Raw genomic sequence first — 18,543 nt, 5'->3', positions numbered from 1 at the left:
GACGAAAGGCCAACGACATGACCACCACCCTCCTCGACACCCTGCGCACCCTGGTCGGCCCGGCCCATGTGCTGACCGACGGCGACCTGACCGCCTGGGAGCAGGACTGGCGCCGCCGCGTGCGCGGCAAGGCCCTGGCCGTGGTGCGCCCCGCCAGCACGCAGGAAGTGGCTGCCGTGGTCAAGGCCTGCGCCGCGGCCGGCACGGCCATCGTGCCGCAGGGTGGCAACACCGGCTTGGCGGTGGGCTCCACGCCCGACGACAGCGGCACGCAGATCGTGCTGAGCCTCACGCGCATGAACGCCGTGCGCAGCGTCGACACCGACAACCTCACCATGACGGTGGAGGCCGGCTGCATCCTGCAGAACCTACAGGACGTGGCGCAGAACGCGGGCGTGTTGTTCCCCCTGTCGCTCGCGGCCGAGGGCAGCTGCACCATCGGTGGCAACCTGGGCACCAATGCCGGCGGCACGCAGGTGGTGCGCTACGGCAATGCGCGCGACCTGTGCCTGGGCCTGGAAGTCGTCACCGCCCAGGGCGAGGTCTGGGACGGCCTCAAGGGACTGCGCAAGGACAACACCGGCTACGACCTGCGCGACCTGTTCATCGGCAGCGAAGGCACGCTGGGCATCATCACCGCCGCCACGCTCAAGCTTTACCCCGAGCCCGCCGCACGCCTCACGGCCTGGGCGGCCGTGCCCTCCATGGAGCACGCCGTGGCCCTGCTGGGCCTGGCGCACAAGCACCTGGGTGCGGGCCTCACGGGCTTCGAGGTCATGGGCCAGTTTGCGCTGAGCCTGGTGGGCAAGCACATGCCACAGCTGCGCGTGCCCTTCCTGGGTGACGAGAACGCGCCCTGGTGCGTGCTGCTCGAAAACTCCGACAGCGAATCCGAAGAGCACGCCCGCGGCCGCTTCGAGGCACTGCTGGAGACGGCGTTTGAGGCCAGCTGCGTGACCGACGCCGTGGTCGCCGAGAACCTCACGCAGGCCCAGCAGCTGTGGCACATCCGCGAGAACATCCCGCTGGCGCAGGCCGAAGAGGGCCTGAACATCAAGCACGACATCTCGATCCAGATCTCGCGCATCCCCGCCTTCGTGGCCCACACCGATGCCGTGCTGCGCCGCGAGATCCCGGGCGTGCGCCTGGTCAACTTCGGCCACCTGGGCGACGGCAACCTGCACTACAACGTGCAGGCGCCCGTGGAAGGCGATCCCAAGGCCTTCCTGCGCGACCACGAAGAGCATGTGCACCAGCTGGTGTACGACGCCGTGGCCGAGTTCGGCGGCTCCTTCTCGGCCGAGCACGGCATTGGCGAGCTCAAGGCCGACAAGCTGGAAAAGTACCAGTCGCCCGTGGCGCTGTCGATGATGCGCGCAGTCAAGCAGGCGCTGGACCCTCAGGGCATCATGAACCCCGGGCGCGTGCTCAACCGCTGACTGGAGCACCTCGCATGGCGACTCCAGTGAACGTCCGCCCCGTCACGGCGAGTGACTACGCTGCATGGCGCCCACTCTGGAACGGCTACAACGCCTTCTACGGGCGCTTTGGCGCCACCGCCCTGCCCGAGCACATCACGGCGAGCAGCTGGCAGCGCTTGCTCGATCCCTCCGAGCCGGTGCACTGCCTAGTGGCCGAAGAGGACGGCAGCAACGGCGCCCTGCTGGGCCTGACCCACTACCTGTACCACCGCAGCATGACGCGCATCGAACCGGTCTGCTACCTGAGTGACCTGTTCACCCGCGAGGCCGCGCGCGGGCGTGGCATCGGCCGCCTGCTGATCGAAGCCGTGTACGAACAGGCCCGTTCGGCCGGCTCGTCGCGCGTGTACTGGCAGACGCAGGAGGGCAATGCGGCAGGTCGCGCGCTGTACGACAAGGTGGCCAAACACCACGGCTTCATCGTCTACGCGAAAGAGCTTTGACGGGCCTGCTGTCCTGCCTCCAAACGTAAGCCCTGCAAGCGACAGAAAAACCTTTCAACATTACGGCCCGCAAGGCCAAAACAGGCCCGCCACGGTGGTCCAATCAGCGCCCTTTTCGCTGCTTTGACACCCTGTTTTGAATCTGCTTTTTTCCTGGCCCCGCGCCGCGCGTGGGGCCACGGCCCTGGCGCTGGTCCTTGGCGCCGTCGCCCCTTCCCTCGCCCGCACTCCCTCCACCTTTCTCGACAGCATCCCCGGCCTGCGCAGCACGCAGCCCACGGGCTTCGGGCATTGCCCGCAGTTCTTCGCGGGCGGCAAGCCGCCGCCCGCGCCGCGCCGCGCCTTGCAGCGCGAGCTGTGCTATGAGGCCTTTGCCGTGCTGCACAGCGGCGAGACGCGCACACCGGTCTACGTGGCCCAGCGCCTGAACCGCCAGGTGCTGGAGGGCGCGGACGAAAAACGCGCCGACAAGTTCTTTGCCGACGCCCGCCTGCCCCGCGGCGAACGCGCCGAGCTCGACGACTACAAGCGCTCGGGCTACAGCCGCGGGCACATGGCACCGGCGGCGGACATGTCCACCCCCACGGCCATGGCGCAGAGCTTCTCGCTGGCCAACATGGTGCCGCAGGACCCCAAGCAGAACGGCGGCCCCTGGGCCCGCATCGAGCAGGACACGCGGCGCTATGTGCTGCGTGCCCGGGGCGACGTGTACGTGATCACCGGCCCGGTCTTCACTGCCGAGAGTCCCACCATCGGTGGCAACCGGGTGCGCGTGCCGGCCTACCTGTTCAAGCTGGTGTACGACGCCAGCACGCAGCGCGCCTGGGCGCACTGGCAGGCCAACCGCGCGGGCGAGCGGGCAGGCCCGCCCATCAGCTACCAGGAGCTGGTGAAGAGGACGGGGGTGGAGTTTCTGCCGGCCCTGGCGGCGGCGCACTGACGGGCGCCGTCCGCAGACCGGGAGGGGCGAGGGAGGAGCGAGGAAGGAGCGGCATAGCGGCCAACAAAAACCGCATCTGCAAACTCGCATTCCTTCGTTGGAGGCGCTGGCCTGCCTGCGCAGAATGACACGGGTCGGTGCCAACAGGGGAACCAGGCGCCGGCCCCTTCGTCTCTCCTCCCAACGCAAGGACTTCACCATGTCACTGCTTCGCCACCCCGAACTCCTGGCGCCCCGTGCGCTGTCCGTGCTGCGCATCATCTCGGCCTTCCTGCTCATCCAGCATGGCTCGGCCAAGCTGCTGGGCTTTCCGCACGTTGCGTACTTCGACAACCTGCAGATCGTCTCCCTGCTCGGCCTGGCCGGCATCCTGGAGCTGGTGGGCGGGGTGCTGCTGCTCGTGGGCCTGTTCACGCGGCCCACGGCCTTCGTGCTCTCGGGCCTCACGGCATTCGCCTACTTCATCGGCCATGCCACCAAGGGACATGTGCTGGCGCCTTCGCTCAACCAGGGCGAGGCCGCCGTGCTGTTCTCCTTCGTGTTCCTGTACATCGCGGCCGCTGGCGCGGGGCCCTGGAGCATCGATGCGCGCCGCACCAGGGTGCCCACGCAGGCACCGCTGCCGGTGAGCGCCTGAGCACCCACGCCCCCGCGCGCACTCGGTTGATTTGGCTATATGCAACTGACGCAAAAGTCGTTCCATTGCGGCCACCCGCTTCCGACAATCGCGCCCACACCGCTTGCCTGCGACGACGACGAACCTGGAGCCTGCGCCATGCTGCCCGTGACCACCGAAGACATCGACCTCAGTCCGCCCGACGGCGCCTTCTGGAAGGCGCTGCGCAACCTGGCCATCAGTGCGCTCGTGGTGTGCGCGGTCGCGCTGATCGCGGGCTTTCTGGTCGCCACCTCCGCCCAGGCACAGCCGGTGCAGCCAGGCAGCCCGGGCACGGCGGCCCGCGCCTGAATCCAGACCCCTCGCCATGGCCCGCGACAACGCTCTTCTTCCACCGGCATCACCCGCAGCGCAGGCACGCCGCGTGCTGGCCCTGACGGCGCAGGCCTGGGGCGTGGTACCAGACTCCCCCGCGGCACTGGCACGCCGCGCGCCGCACGGCCATGTGCGCACGCGGGTGCTGCGGCGCACAGAGGCCCAGGTGGCGGCTGCAGCGCAGGCGGCACGCGCCTCCCTGGCGGCCTCCTTGCCCCGCCCTCTTCTGGCGCATTCATGGTGAGCGGCCTCATGCGGCGCACGCCCTGGTGCAACCTCCCCCCACCCCTTTGACCCACAAGGCACACCCCATGTCATCCAGCATCAAGGCCATCAACGTCCGCAACCAGTTCCGCGGCAAGATCCGCGAGATCATCCGCGGCTCCGTCGTCTCCGAGGTCGACGTCGAGACGCCTTACGGCATCGTCACCTCCGTCATCACCACACGCTCGGTCGATGAACTCGCGCTCGTGGTGGGCTCGGAGGTGGTGGCCCTGGTCAAGTCGACCGAAGTCTCCATCGCCAAACTCTGAGGCGGCAGCGGCACCCGCCACGCCCTCGTTCCAGTCTGCGCCCGCACTCCCTTCCAGGGGGTGGCGGGCGCGGTCGTTGCTCCACTGCCCACCATGACCACTCCCCGCCCCCAGATGCACCTCGGTGCCTTCTTCTTTGGCGTAGGCCACCACCTGGCCGCCTGGCGCCACCCCGACGTGGACCCGGCTGCGGCCGGCCGCATCGAGTCGCTCAAGGAATGGACGCGCATCGCCGAGGCCGCCAAGTTCGACGCCATCTTCTTCGCCGACAACGTGGGCCTGCCCGGCCCGCCGGACGAGGTGGTGGCCAAGAACGCCCTGTGGTATCCGCTCGATCCGCTCATCAGCCTGGCGGCGCTGTCGCAGTCCACCACGCACATCGGCCTGGTGGCCACGGTGTCTTCCACCTACCTGCCGCCCTACCACCTGGCGCGCAAGTACGCGTCACTGGACCAGGTGAGCGGCGGGCGCAGCGGCTGGAACCTGGTCACCTCGGGCAGCGACTTCGAGGCGCGCGCCTTCGGGCTGGAACAGCAGCTCGCGCATGCCCATCGCTATGCCCGGGCGCACGAGTACGTGAAGATCGTCAAGGGCCTGTGGGACACCTGGGAGGACGAGGCCTTCATCCACGACAAGGCGGCCAACCGCTTCTTCGACCCGGCCCGCTTGCACCGCGTGGCCCACACGGGCGAGCACTACAAGGTGCACGGCGGCCTGCAGACGCCGCGCGCGCCCCAGGGCTACCCGGTGCTGGTGCAGGCCGGCTCCTCGGGCGATGGGCAGGACCTGGCCGCCGCCACGGCCGAGGTGGTGTTCACCGCGCAGCAGAGTGCGGCCGAGGCACGGGCCTTCTACAGCGGCCTCAAGGCGCGGCTGCCCGCCCATGGCCGCACGCCCGGGCAGCTCAAGATCCTGCCCGGCATCTCGCCCTTCGTCGGGCGCACGCAGCAGGAGGCGCAGGACAAGTTCGACCAGTTGCAGGGCCTGATCGACCCGGTGCTGGGCGTGGGCCTGCTCTCCACCTTCCTGGGCAATGTGGACCTGTCGGACTACGACATCGACGGACCGTTTCCGAACGACCTGCCGGTGACCGAGGGCTGGCGGAGCCGCCAGGAACTCTTCGAGGGCATGGCCCGGCGCGAGAACCTGTCCATCCGCCAGCTCTACGAGAAGGTGGCCGGCGCGCGCGGGCACTGGACCATCGTCGGCACGCCCGAATCCATCGCCGACCAGCTCGAGCACTGGTTCACCACCGGCGCGGCCGATGGCTTCAACGTGCTGGCACCCACCCTGCCGCACGGCCTCAAGGACTTTGCCGAGCTGGTGATCCCCGAGCTGCAGCGCCGCGGCCTGTTCCGCACCGAGTACCAGGGCCGCACGCTGCGCGAGCACCTGGGCCTGGCGCGGCCGGCGCACCCTGCGGTGCGGCGGCCTGCATAGATGAATTGGTTGTTAGGTATGCACGATTCATTCGTTCCCGCACACCCGGCTCGGCCCTAGAGTCTGCCGCTTGGACCAACGAACGAACGACTGAACAGGGAAACGACATGGCAGGATGGGGCAAGGAACAAGACACAGGCCTGGTGGCCCGGGCAACGAACACGCAGGCACGGCAAGCCGCACAGCGCACCCGGCCTTCGCTGGTCCGGCGCACCCTCGCGCTGGCAGCCGCCACCCTGCTCGGCCTGGCGCCCCTGGCCGCGCAGGCCGAGGGCAAGATCAGCATTGCGCAGCAGTTCGGCATCGGTTACCTGATCCTGGACGTGGTGCGCGACCAGCAGCTCATCGAAAAGCATGGCAAGCAGCAGGGCCTGGATGTGCAGGTGGAGTGGGCCGCCATCTCGGGCGCCACGGGCATGAACGAGGCGCTGCTGGCCGGGTCGCTGGACGTGGTGTCCGCCGGCGTGCCGCCCATGCTCACGCTGTGGGACCGCACGCGCGGCAAGCAGAATGTGAAGGCCGTGGCGGCGCTGGGCTCGCTGCCCAACTACCTGCTGACCAACAGCCCCACGGTCAAGACCTTGAAGGACCTGGGCGAGAAGGACCGCATTGCTGTGCCCGCTGCGGGCGTGGGCTTCCAGTCGCGCACGCTGCAGATCGAGACGGCGCGCGTGTTCGGCAAGGACGACTTCAAGCGCTTCGACAAGATCTCGGTGAGCCTGCCGCACCCGGAGGCCACGGCCGCGCTGATCGCAGGGGCCACCGAGATCAACACGCACTTCTCGAGCGCGCCGTTCTACTACCAGGCCCTGGCCGCCAACAAGAACGTCCGCAAGCTCATCAGTTCCTACGACATCCTGGGTGGGCCGGCCACGTTCAACGTGCTCTACACCACGCAGAAGTTCCACGACGAGAACCCCAAGACCTACAAGGCGTTCTACGCCGCGCTCGTCGAGGCCGCGCAGATCATCAAGGCCGACAAGGCCAAGGCCGCCGACATCTTCATCCGCGTGCAGAAGTCCAAGCTCGCGCCCGAGCTGGTGCGCAAGATCGTGGAAGACCCGGAGAACGATTTCACCGTGTCGCCGCACCGCACCTTCGTCTATGCCGACGAGCTGGAAAAGCTCGGCGTGCTCAAGAACAAGGCCGCCTCGTGGAAGGACTATTTCTTCGAAGAGGCCTACGCGCAGCCCGGGTCCTGAGGCGGGACACCACCGTGCGGGTCTGGTAAGGTCCGCGCCCATGTCCACACCGCCCCTTCATCCTTCCACGCCGGCCCTCGCGGCATCGCTGATCGACGATCCGTTCTACCAGGCCGTCACCATCGATTTCGCGCACGATGCGGCTGCGCGCCTCGCGGTGCTGCAGCACTACCTGGACTGCGCCGTGCGCGAGGCGCAGCATGGCGGCCTGTGCCACACGCCCGACGATCCGCGCCTGGGCATGGCCATCTGGAGCCTGCCCCGTCCACCCGACGCCGAAGCGGCCAGCGCACGCGCCAAGGAGGCGCAGCTGGCGGCCGTGCTGGGCCCGCGCGGCATGGACAACTACCACCGGATCATTGCCTTCATGGGCCCGCGCGCCAGCGGCGCCGAGCTGGCGGGCGCCTGGTACCTGTCGATCCTGGGCATCGCCCCTGCCGCCCAGGGCCAGGGGCTCGGCGCCCGGCTGCTGGCGCCCGCGCTGGCATCGGCCGACCAGGCAGGCGTGGCCTGCTACCTGGAGACATTTTCCGCACGCAACGAAAGCTTCTATGCCCGGATGGGGTTCCGCACCCTGGCCTCGCACCTGGAGCCGGTGACGGGTGCCCCGTACACGATCATGCTGCGCGTAGCACACGGGTAAAGGTCTGTAATCTCCCGCACGCCCAGCGCCGGTCACAATGCGGCGCTCCAACGGACAGCCGCCCCTGCCCACCAGTCATCTTACCGACCGGTTCCACGCCGCCACCTCGCACCGCGGCGAATTCGCCTGCGCTTCAGCCCTGCCGCGCGGGGTGGGCTGCTGCCCAGTGCTGTGCGGCCTGCCAGCTGGGCGGCACGCAGCCGCGCTCCTGTACGCACAGGCTGGCGCTGGCCAGGGCATGGTGCAGGGCCTGCTGGTAGGTAGCAGCAGGCAGGGCTGCAATGAAGTCTGCCATGCCGATGGGTGCCAGCGTGCCCTGCTGCGCCTGCGCGCGCAAAAGGTACGCGAGCAGGCCCGCGAGAAAGCTGTCACCGGCACCCACGGTATCGACCACGGCCAGCGGCTCGGCCTCCTTCGCGAACCATTGGCCACCGTCCTCTCCCTGCCGAAGCAACCAGGCACCCTCGCCGCCCAGCGTCAGCGCCATGAGGCGGGCGCGCGGGTTGGCGGCCAGCAGGTGGCGGGCACGGGCCAGTGGCCCGGTGCCGGACACCTGCAGGTGGTCCAGGTCTTCGTCGCTGGCCTTGATCAGGTGCGCCTCGGCCAGGGCCGCATGCACCTGGGCTCGGTAGGCCGGCAGGTCGGGCATGACGGAGGGGCGCAGGTTGGCGTCCACCACCACGCAGCGGCCGGCCGCGCGCTGGGCCTGCAGCCAGGGCAGGTAGATGGCGGTATCGCGCGCATCCAGGGCCAGGGCGCCGGTGCAGACCACCTGCAGTGCGCCGCCATGGGCGGCACAGGCGGCGCCGAGCCCTGATGCCGTCACGGTGCGGTCGGCCACGCCTTCGCGGTAGAAGGCGTAGTCGGGGTGGCCATGCTCGGTGAGGTTGACCACGGCCAGCGAGGTGACTTCGCCCACGGGGATGGGCTGGGCCAGTTGCACCCCATCCGCCACCAACTGCGCCGCGAGTTCACGGCCAAAGCGGTCGCGCGACAGGGGGTTGAGGTACTGCGTGCCCACGCCCTGGCGCGCCAGCGCCCGGCCCAGGTTGTACAGCGCACCGCCCAGGCAGGGCTCGTAGTGGCCGTCGGCACGGCGGATGAGATCGATCAGCGCTTCGCCGGCAATGGCGACCTGCACGGGGGAGTGTGTGGACATGGTTGAAAGAACGAACGGTTCAGAAATGGGGCAGCAGCGCAGGGTACAGCGCCTTGAAGCGCGCATGGCGCTCCTGCAGCAGGGCCTGCTGGGCGGGCTGGGGGGTAAAGCGGGCCTCTGCTGGCAAGCGCTGGCACCACAGGGCTTCGTCGCCACCGCAGGCCATGGCGGCCAGGCGCGCGGCGCCCAGGGCGGCGGCGGCATGGGCACCTTCGGGCCGCTCCAGCGGGCAGCCCAGGCCGCTGGCCAGCAACTGCGCCCAGGCATCGCTGCGGGCACCGCCGCCGACCAGTGCCAGCGGCGCGGCAGGGCCCGCGCCTTCGCCAGCCGCGGCCTGCATGGCCTGCAGCCCGTCCATGAGGCCGAAGCCCACCCCTTCCATCACGGCACAGGCCATGTCGGCGACACCGTGCTCGGCGCGCAGCCCCATGAAGACCCCGGTGGCCGCCGCATTGTTGTGGGGCGTGCGCTCGCCGCTCAGGTAGGGCAGGAAGATCGGGGCCTGCGCATGGCGGACCAGGTCCATGCCCTGCACGGCGGCGGACAGCTGCGCTTCGCTCTGGCCCGTGATGCGGGCCAGCCAGCCGAACGCACTGGCCGCGCTGAGCATCACAGCCATCTGGTGCCAGCGGCCAGGCAGCGCATGGGCGAACGCATGCACGGCGCTTTCGGTGGCCGGCGCGAACCGCTCGGACACCCGGAACACCACGCCCGAGGTACCCAGCGACACGAAGCCCTGCCCCGCCTGGCGTGCGCCCACGCCCACCGCGCTGGCGGCGTTGTCGCCGCCGCCGCCGGCCATGACCACACCGGCGGGCAGCCCCCAGCGGGCAGCCACATCGGCGCGCAGCACACCGGTGGCATCGCTGCCCTCGGCCAGGCGCGGCATATGGGCGCGGGTCAGGCCGCAGGCGGCCAGCAGGGTGTCGCTCCAGTCGCGGCGCGCCACGTCCAGCCACAGGGTGCCCGACGCATCGGACATGTCGCTCACCGCATCGCCCGTGAGCTGCAGGCGCAGCCAGTCCTTGGGCAACAGCACGCTGCGCGTGCGTGCAAAGACCTCGGGCTCGTGCTTGCGCAGCCAGAGCAGCTTGGGCGCCGTGAAGCCGGGCATGGCCAGATTGCCGGTGATCTCGCGCGAAGTGGGCACCGCCTGCTCCAGCCCGGCGCATTCGGCCGCGGCGCGGCCATCGTTCCAGAGGATGGCGGGGCGCAACACCTCACCCTGTGCGCCCAGCACCACGGCGCCGTGCATGTGGCCCGACAGGCCGATGCCGCGCACCTGGGCCCAGGCGGCAGGCGCCTGAGCGCGCAGCTGCGGCACGGCGGCCTCGGTGGCCGCCAGCCAGTGGGCCGGGTGCTGCTCGCTCCAGCCGGGTTGGGGGCGGTGCTGGGGCACAGGGGCATCGGCCACGGCGTGCACCTGCTGGTCTTCGCCAAGCAGCAGCAATTTGACACCCGAGGTGCCCAAATCAATACCCAAGTACATGCACTATTCCTGAAACAGCGGGAAAAGCACGGTCATGACTTGATCCCGAAGCGGCCGGCGCCCTGCTTGCGGTATTCGCTGGGCGTCATGCCCTTGATGTCCAGGAAGCGGCGGTTGAAGTTGGCCATGTTGTTGAAACCCACGTCGTAGGCGATGTGGGTGATGTAGCGCTCGGACTCCATGAGCAGCTGGCAGGCGCGGTTCACGCGCACCAGGTTCACGAAGTCGGTGAAGGTATTGCCCGTGGCCCGGCGGAAGAAGCGCGAGAAGCGGCTTTCGGTCATGCCCAGCTCCTGCGCCAGGTCGGCGGCCGACAGGGGCTCGGCCAGGTGGTCGGTGATGCGGCTCACCACCGCATTGATCTGGTCGAGCTGAGTGTCGTTGTCCTCGCTTTGCAGCTGCGTGCTCGACAGCAGCCGAAAGTCGGTACAGCGGGCCAGGTCGCTCAAAAATTCGCAGAACGCGCCGAACCGGGCCAGCCCCTGGCGCGCCTTGATGCGGTGCCAATGCTCCTGCGCCTGTGCCTCCATGCCAAAGAACTCGATGCCGTGGCGGGCCCGCTCCAGCAGGGGCAGCACCTCGCGCAGCTCGGGGATGCTCTCGCTGCTGGCCATGAGCGGGGCATGCGAGAACTGGATCACCAGATCACGCAGCGGCACGCCGCCTTCGGGCAGGTCCATGCTGATCCAGTTGTGCGGCAGGCGCGGCCCGGTCAGCACCAGGTGGCCGGGCTGGAACTGGCCGATCCAGTCGCCCACGAACACCTTGCCCGAGGTGGCGGTGATCAGGTGCAGCTCGTACTCGTCGTGGTAGTGCCAGCGCGCCAGCGGCGTGGGAAAGCCGTGCGACAGGCAGCGGATGAAGCCCGCTGTTTCGGGCGGCTCGTAACCCAGCTCGGGCGAGCGCACATAGTCGTGCTCCAGCTCGGGCTTGGTCTGGCGCGGGGAGACAGGCGTGGTCTTCACGGTCATGGCGTCATTCCTGGGGGCAGGCTGCTCCACTTACCCCGGTGATTTTGCACGTTCCGCCACGAAAGCCTGCACCCGGGCGTAGGCTCTGCGCAGCGTAGCGACCAGGCGTGGGTCCGAGGCCATCTCACCCCACAGCGTCGCATCGGCGGCATACGCGGCGACCGGGTCGGCCGCATCGCAGATCGCGTGGGCCACGGCCGGGTCCATGGCCTGGTCCTGGTAGGCGTAGGGGATCTGCCCGGCATGCCAGCGCTGCAGGTAGGCCAGGAACAGCGCGGGCAGCATGGCCACGCTGTCGAACGAACCATTGCGCGCCAGCTGGTCGCGGATGGTGGGCGCGATCATGCCGGGGATCTTGGAGAACGCGTCCATGGCCACGCGCTGGTTGGTGTCGGCGATGGCGGGGTTGCCAAAGCGGTCCAGCACCACGTCGCGGTACTGCTCCAGGTTGATGGGGCATGGCTGCTCTGGGGTGTGGAGCACCGGGATCGCGTCGTCGGTCACGTAGTCGTAGGCCATCTGGCGGATGGCGGCGTCGTGCGTGCCTTCATGGATGTACTGGTAGCCCGCCAGCGTGCCCGCCCAGGCGATGCAGCTGTGGGTGGCGTTGAGCAAACGGATCTTGGCCTCTTCGTAGGCCTGCACCGAGTCCACCATCTCCACGCCGACCGCCTCCCATGCAGGGCGCCCGGCGATGAAGCGGTCCTCGATCACCCACTGGATGAAGCTCTCGCCCATGAGCGCGGCCTGGTCGTCCCAGCCGGTGGCGGCCTTCACGCGCTCGGCCACGTCCGGCGTGGGGCGCGGCGTGATGCGGTCGACCATGGCGTTGGGGCTGCTGGTGTGCTCCTGCACCCAGGCCTTGAGCGCGGCATCGCCCAGCGCGTCGATGAACTGCAGCAGGCCGCCGCGCGAGCGCTCGCCGTTATGCCGCAGGTTGTCGCAGTTCATCAGCGTCACGCGGCCGGCACCGGCGGCCATGCGCGCACGCAGGATGCCCACCAGGGCGCCGTAGATGCTGTGGCCCGCCTGGCCGGCCTGGACCGCTGCGAGATCGGCGCGCAGGTCCGGGAAATTGGCCCAGTCGAGCTGGTTGGCTGCATCCAGGTAGTAGCCGGCCTCGGTCACAGTGAACGAGACGATGCGCGTGGCGGCATCGGCACCGGCGGCGATCAGCGGGGCCAGGTCGTCCTGGTAGGGAATCACGCGCTCGATCGATTCGATGCGGGTGTAGCTGCGCTCGCCCTGGGGCGTGACGGTCTCCAGCGTGTAGCGCCCGCCCTGGGCCTGCAGCGCGGCAATGGTCTCGGCCATGTCGGGGCGCAGGTTGCCCCCCACGATGGCCCAACTTGTATCGCCCTGCTGGCGCAGCTGGTGGACGTAGACGGCCTGGTGGGCACGGTGGAACGAGCCCAGGCCCAGGTGCAGGATGAAATTCATGGTGCGTGGATGCGAAAAAATGGGGATCTCAGAGGTCGAAATTGGTCGGCATCATCACGACGTCGCGGATGGTCATGCCGCGCGGGCGGGTGAGCATGAACAGCACCACCTCGGCCACCTCGGCGGCCTCGATGAGGCTGCCATTGGCCTTGGCCTCTTCGAGTTTTTCGGCAGGCCAGTCGGCCAGCAGCGAGGTGATGACCGGGCCCGGCGAGATGGCGCCCACGCGGATGCCGTGCTTGAACACCTGGCGGCGCACGGTCTGCACGAAGCAGTTCACCGCCCACTTGGAGGATGCGTAGACGGGCTCCCACGGCGTGGGGAAATGGGCGGCCAGCGAACTCGTGACGATGATGTCCCCGCGGCCGCGCCCGATCATGTGGGGCAGCACGTTGTGCACGTTCTTCATCACCACGTTGACATTGAGCTGCAGCATGCGGTCGATGGCATCGGGGTCGGCATCGACCAGGTCGCCGCCCACGTAGAGCCCGGCATTGGCGTGGAAGACGTCGAGCTGGCCCGCGATGGCCAGCGTGCGTTCGAGCAGGCTCGCGCACTGCTTGGCGTCCAGCAGGTCCAGCACCAATGGCGAAGCGCGCTCGCCAATCGCGGCGCAGGCCCTGGCCAAGGCTGCTTCATCGCGGTCGATCAGCACCACGCGCGCGCCGGCATCCGCCATCGCCTTTGCGCTGGCAAAGCCGATGCCCGATGCCGCGCCGGTGATGGCGGCCACCTGGCCTTGCAGGGGATGCACGGCGGTCACGCGCCCTGCCCCGCCACGACGTGGCCTGCCGCATCGAACCAGTGGGCCTGCGAGGCGTCGATGTCCAGGCTGACGGCATCGCCCGCGCGCAGGCCGGTGCGGTCGTTCTGGCGCGAGACGAACTGCGCGCCGCCGGGCGTGCTCACGTAGATCAGCGTTTCGGCACCCAGCGCTTCGACCAGGTCCACCTGCCCGCCCACCGGCGTGGTGCCGGCGTTGCGCACGGCGATGTTTTCCGGGCGCAGGCCGATGGTGCCGCCCGCCGCACCCGCCGGGGCCTGCTGCTGCACCGGCGCGGGCAACTGCTGCAAGGGCACCACGTTCATCTGCGGCGTGCCGATGAACTGGGCCACGAACTGGTTGGCGGGCCTGTCGTACAGCTCCAGCGGCGTGCCTACCTGTTCGATGAGCCCGTCGCGCAGCACCACCACGCGGTCGGCCAGGGTCATGGCCTCCACCTGGTCGTGCGTCACGTAGATGGTGGTAGCGCCCAGGTCACGGTGCAGCTTGGCAATCTCCACGCGGGTCTGGCCGCGCAGGGCCGCGTCGAGGTTGGACAGCGGCTCGTCGAACAGAAACACCTTGGGCGCACGCACGATGGCACGGCCGATGGCCACGCGCTGGCGCTGCCCGCCCGAGAGTTCCTTGGGCGTGCGCTCCAGGTAGGTGGTGAGGTTCAGGATGGCCGCGGCGCGCTCGACCTTCTCGCGCACGATGGCCGGGTCGACCTTGGCGAGCTTGAGCGCGAAGCTCATGTTCTCGTACACACTCATGTGCGGGTACAGCGCATAGCTCTGGAACACCATGGCCAGGTCGCGCTTGCTCGAAGGCTGGTCGGTGATGTCGCGGCCATCGAGCATGAGCGAGCCGCCGTCGATGTTCTCCAGCCCCGCGATCAGGCGCAGCAGCGTGGACTTGCCGCAGCCCGAGGGGCCGACGAAGACGATGAACTCGCCTTGCTGGATGGTGAGGTCGATGCCCTTGATGGCGCGGTGCTCACCAAAGAATTTCTCGATGCCGCGCAGTTGAAGGTAGGCCATGGAATCGGGTTCCTGAAATCTTGAAAACTGGGAGAAAAACTGCGGCGCTTACTTGACCGCACCGAAGGTCAGGCCCTGAACGAGCTGCTTCTGGCTGAACCAGCCAAAGACCACGATGGGCGCGATGGCCATCAGCGAGGCGGCAGACAGCTTGGCCCAGAACAGGCCCTCGGGGCTGGAGTACGAGGCGATCAGCGTGGCCAGAGTGCCAGCCTTGGCGGCGCTCAGGTTCAGGCTCCAGAAGGCCTCGTTCCACGACAGCACCAGGCACAGCAGGCCGGTGGACGCCAGGCCGCCCATGCCCAGGGGCAGCAGCACCAGGCGCACCTCCTGCCACAGGGTGGCGCCGTCCATGCGCGCGGCCTCCAGGATCTCGCGCGGGATGTCCTTGAAGTGCGAATACAGCATCCACACCATGATGGGCAGGTTGGACAGCGCGAACACGATGATCAGCGCCAGCTGCGTGTCGAGCAGGTGGCTCTTTTGTGCCAGCACGTAGATCGGCACCAGCGCGCCCACGGCGGGCATCATCTTGGTGGAGAGCATCCACATCAGGATGTCCTTGGTGTACTTGCCCTTGAAGAAGGCCATGGCATACGCCGCCGGCGCAGCCAGCATGAGCCCCACCACGGTGGAAAGCACGCTGGTGATGACCGAGTTCTTGGCGTACAGCAGGTAGTCGCTGCGCTCTTGCACCTCGTGGAAGTTTTCGAGCGTGGGGATGAAGAACAGCTGCGGCGGCACCGCGATGGCCTGCAGCTCGGTCTTGAACGCGGTGAGCAACAGCCAGGCCAGCGGGAAGAACAGCAGCAGGGCCACGCCCCAGGCGGCCACGGTGCGCAGGGCCAAGAGGCCCAGGGGGTAGGAGGATCGGCGTCGAGCAGATGCGGTCATGGTGGTGCTTCGGTTATTTGTCGAGGTTCTTGCCGACCATGCGGATCAGGAACACCGCCGCGATGTTGGCCAGCACCACCGCGAACAGCGCGCCGGCCGAGGCCACGCCCGCGTCGAAGTTGAGCAGCGCCTGCTTGAAGATCAGGAAGGTGACGTTGGTGCTCGCATCGCCCGGCCCGCCACCGGTGGTGGTGTAGATCTCGGCGAAGATGCTGAGCAGGAAGATGAGTTCGATCATCACCACCACGGCCACCGAGCGCGCCAGGTGCGGCACGTACAGGTAGCGCAGCTGCTGCAGGTAGTTGGCGCCATCCATGCGCGAGGCTTCGAGCTGCTCGTGGTTCATGCTCTGCAGCGCGGTCATGAAGATCAGCGTGGCAAACGGCAGCCACTGCCAGGAGACCATGACGATGACCGAGAACAGCGGGTGGTCGGTGAGCCAGTCCACCGGCTGCGCGCCGAAGAACATCCACACCTGGGCGAGTACGCCGTAGATGGGGTTCATCATCATGTTCTTCCACATCAGTGCGTTCACCGTGGGCATGACGAAGAATGGCGAGATCAGCAGCACCCGCACGATGCCCCGGCCCGCGAAGGGCTCGTTGATGAGCAGTGCGATGGCGATGCCGAACACCACCGTGATGAGGATCACGCTGCCGAGCAGCAGCAGCGTATTGACCACCGCCGTGCCGAACGAAGGATCGGTGACGAAGTACTCGAAGTTTTCCAGCCCGGCAAAGCCGGTCTGGTCCGGCTGCATCAGGTTGTAGCGGATCAGCGAGAAGTAGATCGTCATCACCAGCGGCACGATCATCCACAGGAAGAGCGTGGCCATGGCTGGCGTGAGCAGCAGGCGGGGGAGCAGGCGGTTCATGGGAATCCCGGGAGAAATCTGGCGTCGCCAGACAAGGTAGAAGCCGGTGCCAAGGACCTGAGAGGCCGAAACTCCCCGCCGCACATGCGCGCAGCGAGGAGTCGCGGGCCCCGATCAGCCCTCGGTGGCCGGCCAGCGGCTTACTTGTAGTAGCCGCCCTTCTTCATTTCGCGATCGGCCGACACCTGGCTGGCCTTGAGCGCCGCGTCCACGCTGGTCTTGCCGGCCAGGGCTGCGCTCATCTGCTGGCCCACGGCGATGCCGATGGCCTGGAACTCAGGAATGGCCGCGAACTGCACGCCCACGTACGGGCTCTTGGGCAGGGTCGAATCGGTCGGGTTGGCCGAGTCGATGGCAACCTTCTCGGCCGCTGCAAAGCGGGCCGCCTTCTGGAACTCGGGGCTGGCGTAGGTGCTCTTGCGCGTGCCGGTGGGCACGTTGGCCCAGCCGTTGGTCTTGGCCACGAGCTGCACGTACTCCTTGCTGGTGGACCAGGTGATGAACTTCTGCGCGGCATCCACCTTCTTCGAACCGGCGGGGATGGCCAGGTTCCACGACCAGAGCCAGTTGGCGCCCTTGGGCGTGTTCATGGTGGGTGCCTGGGCAAAGGCCATCTGATCGGCCACCTTGGACTGCTTGGGATCGCTCACGAAGGATGCGGCGATGGTCGCGTCGATCCACATGCCGCACTTGCCGGAGTTGGTCAGCGCCAGGATCTCGTTGAAGCTGTTGGCCGACGAGCCGGGTGGGCCGTAGTTCTTGAGCAGGTCCACGTAGAAGGTGATCGCATCCTTCCAGGGCTTGGATTCGAGCTGCGGCTTCCACTGCATGTCGAACCACTGGCCGCCGAAGGTGTTGACCAGCGTGGTCAGGAAGGCCATGTTGTCACCCCAGCCCGGCTTGCCGCGCAGGCAGATGCCGTACACGCCGTTCTTGGGGTCGTGGATCTTGGCGGCCAGGTCCTTGATCTGGGGCCAGGTGGGGCGCTCGGGCACCTGTACGCCGGCCTTGTCGGCCAGGTCCTTGCGGTACATCAGCATCGAGCTTTCGCCGTAGAACGGTGCGGCGAACAGCTTGCCATCGATCGACAGGCCGTTGCGCACCGCGGGCAGCAGGTCGTCCACATCGTAGGCGGCGTCGGTCTTGAGCTCCTGCAGCCAGCCCTTCTTGCCCCAGATGGGGGCTTCGTACATGCCGATGGTCATCACGTCGAACTGGCCGCCCTTGGTGGCGATGTCGGTCGTCACGCGCTGGCGCAGCACGCCTTCTTCAAGGGTGACCCACTTGAGCTTGATGTCGGGGTTGGCCTGCTCGAAGTTCTTGGAGAGCTTCTGCATCTCGATCATGTGGCCGTTGTTCACGGTGGCAATCACGAGCTCGGTCTGCGCATGCGCAGCGGCGCCGCACAGCGATGCCGCCAGGGCGGCGACGGCCAGGGCCAGGCGGGTGTGTGGACGGGTGGAACGGGGCATCGAAACGTCTCCTGCGTAGTTGGTATGGATCTGCCATTCAACGCCGGTCGGATGGCTGGCATTGATGGCCTGAACGATACCGATGCTCTGATGCTCAGTTGATACTTTGAAAACCCATACACATACTAATTTTCGCCAGAATCTCAGGATTTATACCTAGATACGTCAACTGGGTATGCGCATTGTCGGCCTGCAGTGCCTGCTCTGCCCTGCGGGGAGCGGCCTGCACCGGGAGCCCATGCACCTCCAGTGCGCGGCCGACTATTTCCAAAACTGGAACAGTCAGTTCGCGACTGAGTGGTTTTTCTCTGGTCACCTGAGGCGTACAGTTCAACCCATCGATGAGCCGAACCCGCAAGGCGACTCACCGAACCCGGTTCGAAGTTGTTTTTGTTCCGGTGTTTTTGAGACGCTTTTTCACTTTAAGGATTTTCATCATGAACACGACCGCACGCTTCCTCTCCATCGCCGCTGTTGCCGCTTTCGCTTCCTTCGGTGCTTACGCCGACGAAGCCGACGCTTCGCAATTCGCCACCAAGTTCGAAACCAACCGCACCCGCGCCGAAGTGGCCGCTGAAGCCGCCACCGTGGCACAGACCCGCAGCATCGAGCCCGCTGGTTCGCGTGTCGTGACCTACAAGTCCACGGCCGACCGCGCTGCCGTGCGTGCCCAGGCTGCTGACGCTGTGCGCACCGGCCAGATCTCTTTTGGCGAAATCGGCGCTCTGTAATCAGCGCCCCGGACTGAACCGACCCCCTACCCAATCA

Annotated in this window: 20 protein-coding genes; 11 read left to right on the top strand and 9 right to left on the bottom strand. The window is 67.7% G+C overall.

Annotated features, from left to right (window positions below; translation table 11 throughout):
* Nucleotides 1–17: 17 nt before the first annotated feature.
* From AC07PF_RS24255 to AC07PF_RS24210, 10 genes are all read left to right on the top strand, one after another.
* Nucleotides 18–1,439 carry an FAD-binding oxidoreductase gene (locus tag AC07PF_RS24255; protein ID WP_494613567.1) on the top strand — a complete coding sequence of 474 codons (1,422 nt, stop codon included), beginning with the start codon at nucleotides 18–20 and terminating at the stop codon, nucleotides 1,437–1,439.
* A 14-nt stretch (nucleotides 1,440–1,453) separates the two neighbouring features.
* Nucleotides 1,454–1,924 (top strand): GNAT family N-acetyltransferase, encoded by a 471-nt coding sequence (locus AC07PF_RS24250; RefSeq protein WP_494613566.1) that lies wholly within the window; start codon nucleotides 1,454–1,456, stop codon nucleotides 1,922–1,924.
* Between the two features lie 136 nt (nucleotides 1,925–2,060).
* Nucleotides 2,061–2,864: a DNA/RNA non-specific endonuclease gene (locus AC07PF_RS24245; RefSeq protein WP_007859008.1), complete on the top strand. Its 804-nt coding sequence runs from the start codon at nucleotides 2,061–2,063 to the stop codon at nucleotides 2,862–2,864.
* A gap of 199 nt (nucleotides 2,865–3,063) precedes the next feature.
* The gene (locus AC07PF_RS24240) at nucleotides 3,064–3,501 is read left to right on the top strand and encodes a DoxX family protein (protein ID WP_007859010.1); all 438 of its coding nucleotides are present in this window, start codon (nucleotides 3,064–3,066) and stop codon (nucleotides 3,499–3,501) included.
* Nucleotides 3,502–3,639: 138 nt separating this feature from the next.
* Complete coding sequence (locus AC07PF_RS24235; RefSeq protein WP_007859012.1) at nucleotides 3,640–3,831, top strand: hypothetical protein; 192 nt, start codon at nucleotides 3,640–3,642, stop codon at nucleotides 3,829–3,831.
* Between the two features lie 16 nt (nucleotides 3,832–3,847).
* A complete protein-coding gene (locus tag AC07PF_RS24230) occupies nucleotides 3,848–4,099 on the top strand; it encodes a hypothetical protein (protein ID WP_494613565.1) in 252 nt (83 codons plus the stop codon).
* 67 nt (nucleotides 4,100–4,166) lie between these two features.
* Nucleotides 4,167–4,388: a TOBE domain-containing protein gene (locus AC07PF_RS24225; protein WP_007859014.1), complete on the top strand. Its 222-nt coding sequence runs from the start codon at nucleotides 4,167–4,169 to the stop codon at nucleotides 4,386–4,388.
* Between the two features lie 93 nt (nucleotides 4,389–4,481).
* A complete protein-coding gene (locus tag AC07PF_RS24220) occupies nucleotides 4,482–5,828 on the top strand; it encodes an LLM class flavin-dependent oxidoreductase (RefSeq protein WP_494613564.1) in 1,347 nt (448 codons plus the stop codon).
* A gap of 107 nt (nucleotides 5,829–5,935) precedes the next feature.
* A complete protein-coding gene (locus AC07PF_RS24215) occupies nucleotides 5,936–7,030 on the top strand; it encodes an ABC transporter substrate-binding protein (RefSeq protein WP_494609999.1) in 1,095 nt (364 codons plus the stop codon).
* A 40-nt stretch (nucleotides 7,031–7,070) separates the two neighbouring features.
* Nucleotides 7,071–7,673 (top strand): GNAT family N-acetyltransferase, encoded by a 603-nt coding sequence (locus tag AC07PF_RS24210; protein WP_494613563.1) that lies wholly within the window; start codon nucleotides 7,071–7,073, stop codon nucleotides 7,671–7,673.
* Nucleotides 7,674–7,806: 133 nt separating this feature from the next.
* On the opposite strand, the gene AC07PF_RS24205 is transcribed toward AC07PF_RS24210, so the two are convergent.
* The 9 genes from AC07PF_RS24205 to AC07PF_RS24165 form a co-directional block, all read right to left on the bottom strand.
* Entirely contained in the window at nucleotides 7,807–8,832 is a 1,026-nt protein-coding gene (locus AC07PF_RS24205; RefSeq protein ID WP_494613562.1) for a PfkB family carbohydrate kinase, read from the bottom strand.
* A 19-nt stretch (nucleotides 8,833–8,851) separates the two neighbouring features.
* Entirely contained in the window at nucleotides 8,852–10,321 is a 1,470-nt protein-coding gene (gene xylB, locus AC07PF_RS24200; RefSeq protein ID WP_494613561.1) for a xylulokinase, read from the bottom strand.
* A 32-nt stretch (nucleotides 10,322–10,353) separates the two neighbouring features.
* Nucleotides 10,354–11,292, bottom strand: a complete 939-nt coding sequence (locus tag AC07PF_RS24195) for a cupin domain-containing protein (protein ID WP_494613560.1) — start codon at nucleotides 11,290–11,292, stop codon at nucleotides 10,354–10,356.
* A 30-nt stretch (nucleotides 11,293–11,322) separates the two neighbouring features.
* Nucleotides 11,323–12,732: a D-arabinitol 4-dehydrogenase gene (gene dalD / locus AC07PF_RS24190; RefSeq protein WP_494613559.1), complete on the bottom strand. Its 1,410-nt coding sequence runs from the start codon at nucleotides 12,730–12,732 to the stop codon at nucleotides 11,323–11,325.
* A 28-nt stretch (nucleotides 12,733–12,760) separates the two neighbouring features.
* On the bottom strand, nucleotides 12,761–13,495 hold the full coding sequence (locus tag AC07PF_RS24185) for an SDR family oxidoreductase (protein WP_494613558.1): 735 nt from the start codon (nucleotides 13,493–13,495) through the stop codon (nucleotides 12,761–12,763).
* Nucleotides 13,492–14,535 carry an ABC transporter ATP-binding protein gene (locus AC07PF_RS24180; protein ID WP_494613557.1) on the bottom strand — a complete coding sequence of 348 codons (1,044 nt, stop codon included), beginning with the start codon at nucleotides 14,533–14,535 and terminating at the stop codon, nucleotides 13,492–13,494. The genes AC07PF_RS24185 and AC07PF_RS24180 overlap by 4 nt, the downstream gene beginning before the upstream one ends.
* Nucleotides 14,536–14,583: 48 nt before the next feature.
* Complete coding sequence (locus tag AC07PF_RS24175) at nucleotides 14,584–15,429, bottom strand: carbohydrate ABC transporter permease (RefSeq protein ID WP_007859034.1); 846 nt, start codon at nucleotides 15,427–15,429, stop codon at nucleotides 14,584–14,586.
* Between the two features lie 13 nt (nucleotides 15,430–15,442).
* Complete coding sequence (locus tag AC07PF_RS24170) at nucleotides 15,443–16,303, bottom strand: carbohydrate ABC transporter permease (protein ID WP_007859036.1); 861 nt, start codon at nucleotides 16,301–16,303, stop codon at nucleotides 15,443–15,445.
* A gap of 140 nt (nucleotides 16,304–16,443) precedes the next feature.
* Nucleotides 16,444–17,775 (bottom strand): ABC transporter substrate-binding protein, encoded by a 1,332-nt coding sequence (locus AC07PF_RS24165; RefSeq protein WP_145698074.1) that lies wholly within the window; start codon nucleotides 17,773–17,775, stop codon nucleotides 16,444–16,446.
* A gap of 437 nt (nucleotides 17,776–18,212) precedes the next feature.
* Here AC07PF_RS24165 and AC07PF_RS24160 point away from each other — a divergent pair, with 437 nt between their 5' ends.
* Nucleotides 18,213–18,506 (top strand): DUF4148 domain-containing protein, encoded by a 294-nt coding sequence (locus AC07PF_RS24160; protein WP_108016751.1) that lies wholly within the window; start codon nucleotides 18,213–18,215, stop codon nucleotides 18,504–18,506.
* The last annotated feature ends 37 nt before the right edge of the window (nucleotides 18,507–18,543 follow it).

The sequence above is a fragment of the Acidovorax sp. GW821-FHT10A04 genome (genome assembly GCF_059415825.1).
Note: the sequence above shows the minus strand (reverse complement) of the source record. Positions and strands in the feature narration are given on the sequence as shown.

Excerpts from the sequence above, each read along its gene's own strand:
- AC07PF_RS24235 (WP_007859012.1), top strand. The coding sequence starts at position 3,640 with ATGCTGCCCGTGACCACCGAAGACATCGACCTCAGTCCGCCCGACGGC.
- AC07PF_RS24255 (WP_494613567.1), top strand. The coding sequence starts at position 18 with ATGACCACCACCCTCCTCGACACCCTGCGCACCCTGGTCGGCCCGGCC.
- AC07PF_RS24170 (WP_007859036.1), bottom strand. The coding sequence starts at position 16,303 with ATGAACCGCCTGCTCCCCCGCCTGCTGCTCACGCCAGCCATGGCCACG.
- AC07PF_RS24240 (WP_007859010.1), top strand. The coding sequence starts at position 3,064 with ATGTCACTGCTTCGCCACCCCGAACTCCTGGCGCCCCGTGCGCTGTCC.
- AC07PF_RS24205 (WP_494613562.1), bottom strand. The coding sequence starts at position 8,832 with ATGTCCACACACTCCCCCGTGCAGGTCGCCATTGCCGGCGAAGCGCTG.
- dalD (WP_494613559.1), bottom strand. The coding sequence starts at position 12,732 with ATGAATTTCATCCTGCACCTGGGCCTGGGCTCGTTCCACCGTGCCCAC.
- AC07PF_RS24220 (WP_494613564.1), top strand. The coding sequence starts at position 4,482 with ATGACCACTCCCCGCCCCCAGATGCACCTCGGTGCCTTCTTCTTTGGC.
- AC07PF_RS24230 (WP_494613565.1), top strand. The coding sequence starts at position 3,848 with ATGGCCCGCGACAACGCTCTTCTTCCACCGGCATCACCCGCAGCGCAG.
- AC07PF_RS24225 (WP_007859014.1), top strand. The coding sequence starts at position 4,167 with ATGTCATCCAGCATCAAGGCCATCAACGTCCGCAACCAGTTCCGCGGC.
- AC07PF_RS24195 (WP_494613560.1), bottom strand. The coding sequence starts at position 11,292 with ATGACCGTGAAGACCACGCCTGTCTCCCCGCGCCAGACCAAGCCCGAG.
- AC07PF_RS24210 (WP_494613563.1), top strand. The coding sequence starts at position 7,071 with ATGTCCACACCGCCCCTTCATCCTTCCACGCCGGCCCTCGCGGCATCG.
- xylB (WP_494613561.1), bottom strand. The coding sequence starts at position 10,321 with ATGTACTTGGGTATTGATTTGGGCACCTCGGGTGTCAAATTGCTGCTG.
- AC07PF_RS24215 (WP_494609999.1), top strand. The coding sequence starts at position 5,936 with ATGGCAGGATGGGGCAAGGAACAAGACACAGGCCTGGTGGCCCGGGCA.
- AC07PF_RS24250 (WP_494613566.1), top strand. The coding sequence starts at position 1,454 with ATGGCGACTCCAGTGAACGTCCGCCCCGTCACGGCGAGTGACTACGCT.
- AC07PF_RS24165 (WP_145698074.1), bottom strand. The coding sequence starts at position 17,775 with ATGCCCCGTTCCACCCGTCCACACACCCGCCTGGCCCTGGCCGTCGCC.
- AC07PF_RS24160 (WP_108016751.1), top strand. The coding sequence starts at position 18,213 with ATGAACACGACCGCACGCTTCCTCTCCATCGCCGCTGTTGCCGCTTTC.
- AC07PF_RS24180 (WP_494613557.1), bottom strand. The coding sequence starts at position 14,535 with ATGGCCTACCTTCAACTGCGCGGCATCGAGAAATTCTTTGGTGAGCAC.
- AC07PF_RS24175 (WP_007859034.1), bottom strand. The coding sequence starts at position 15,429 with ATGACCGCATCTGCTCGACGCCGATCCTCCTACCCCCTGGGCCTCTTG.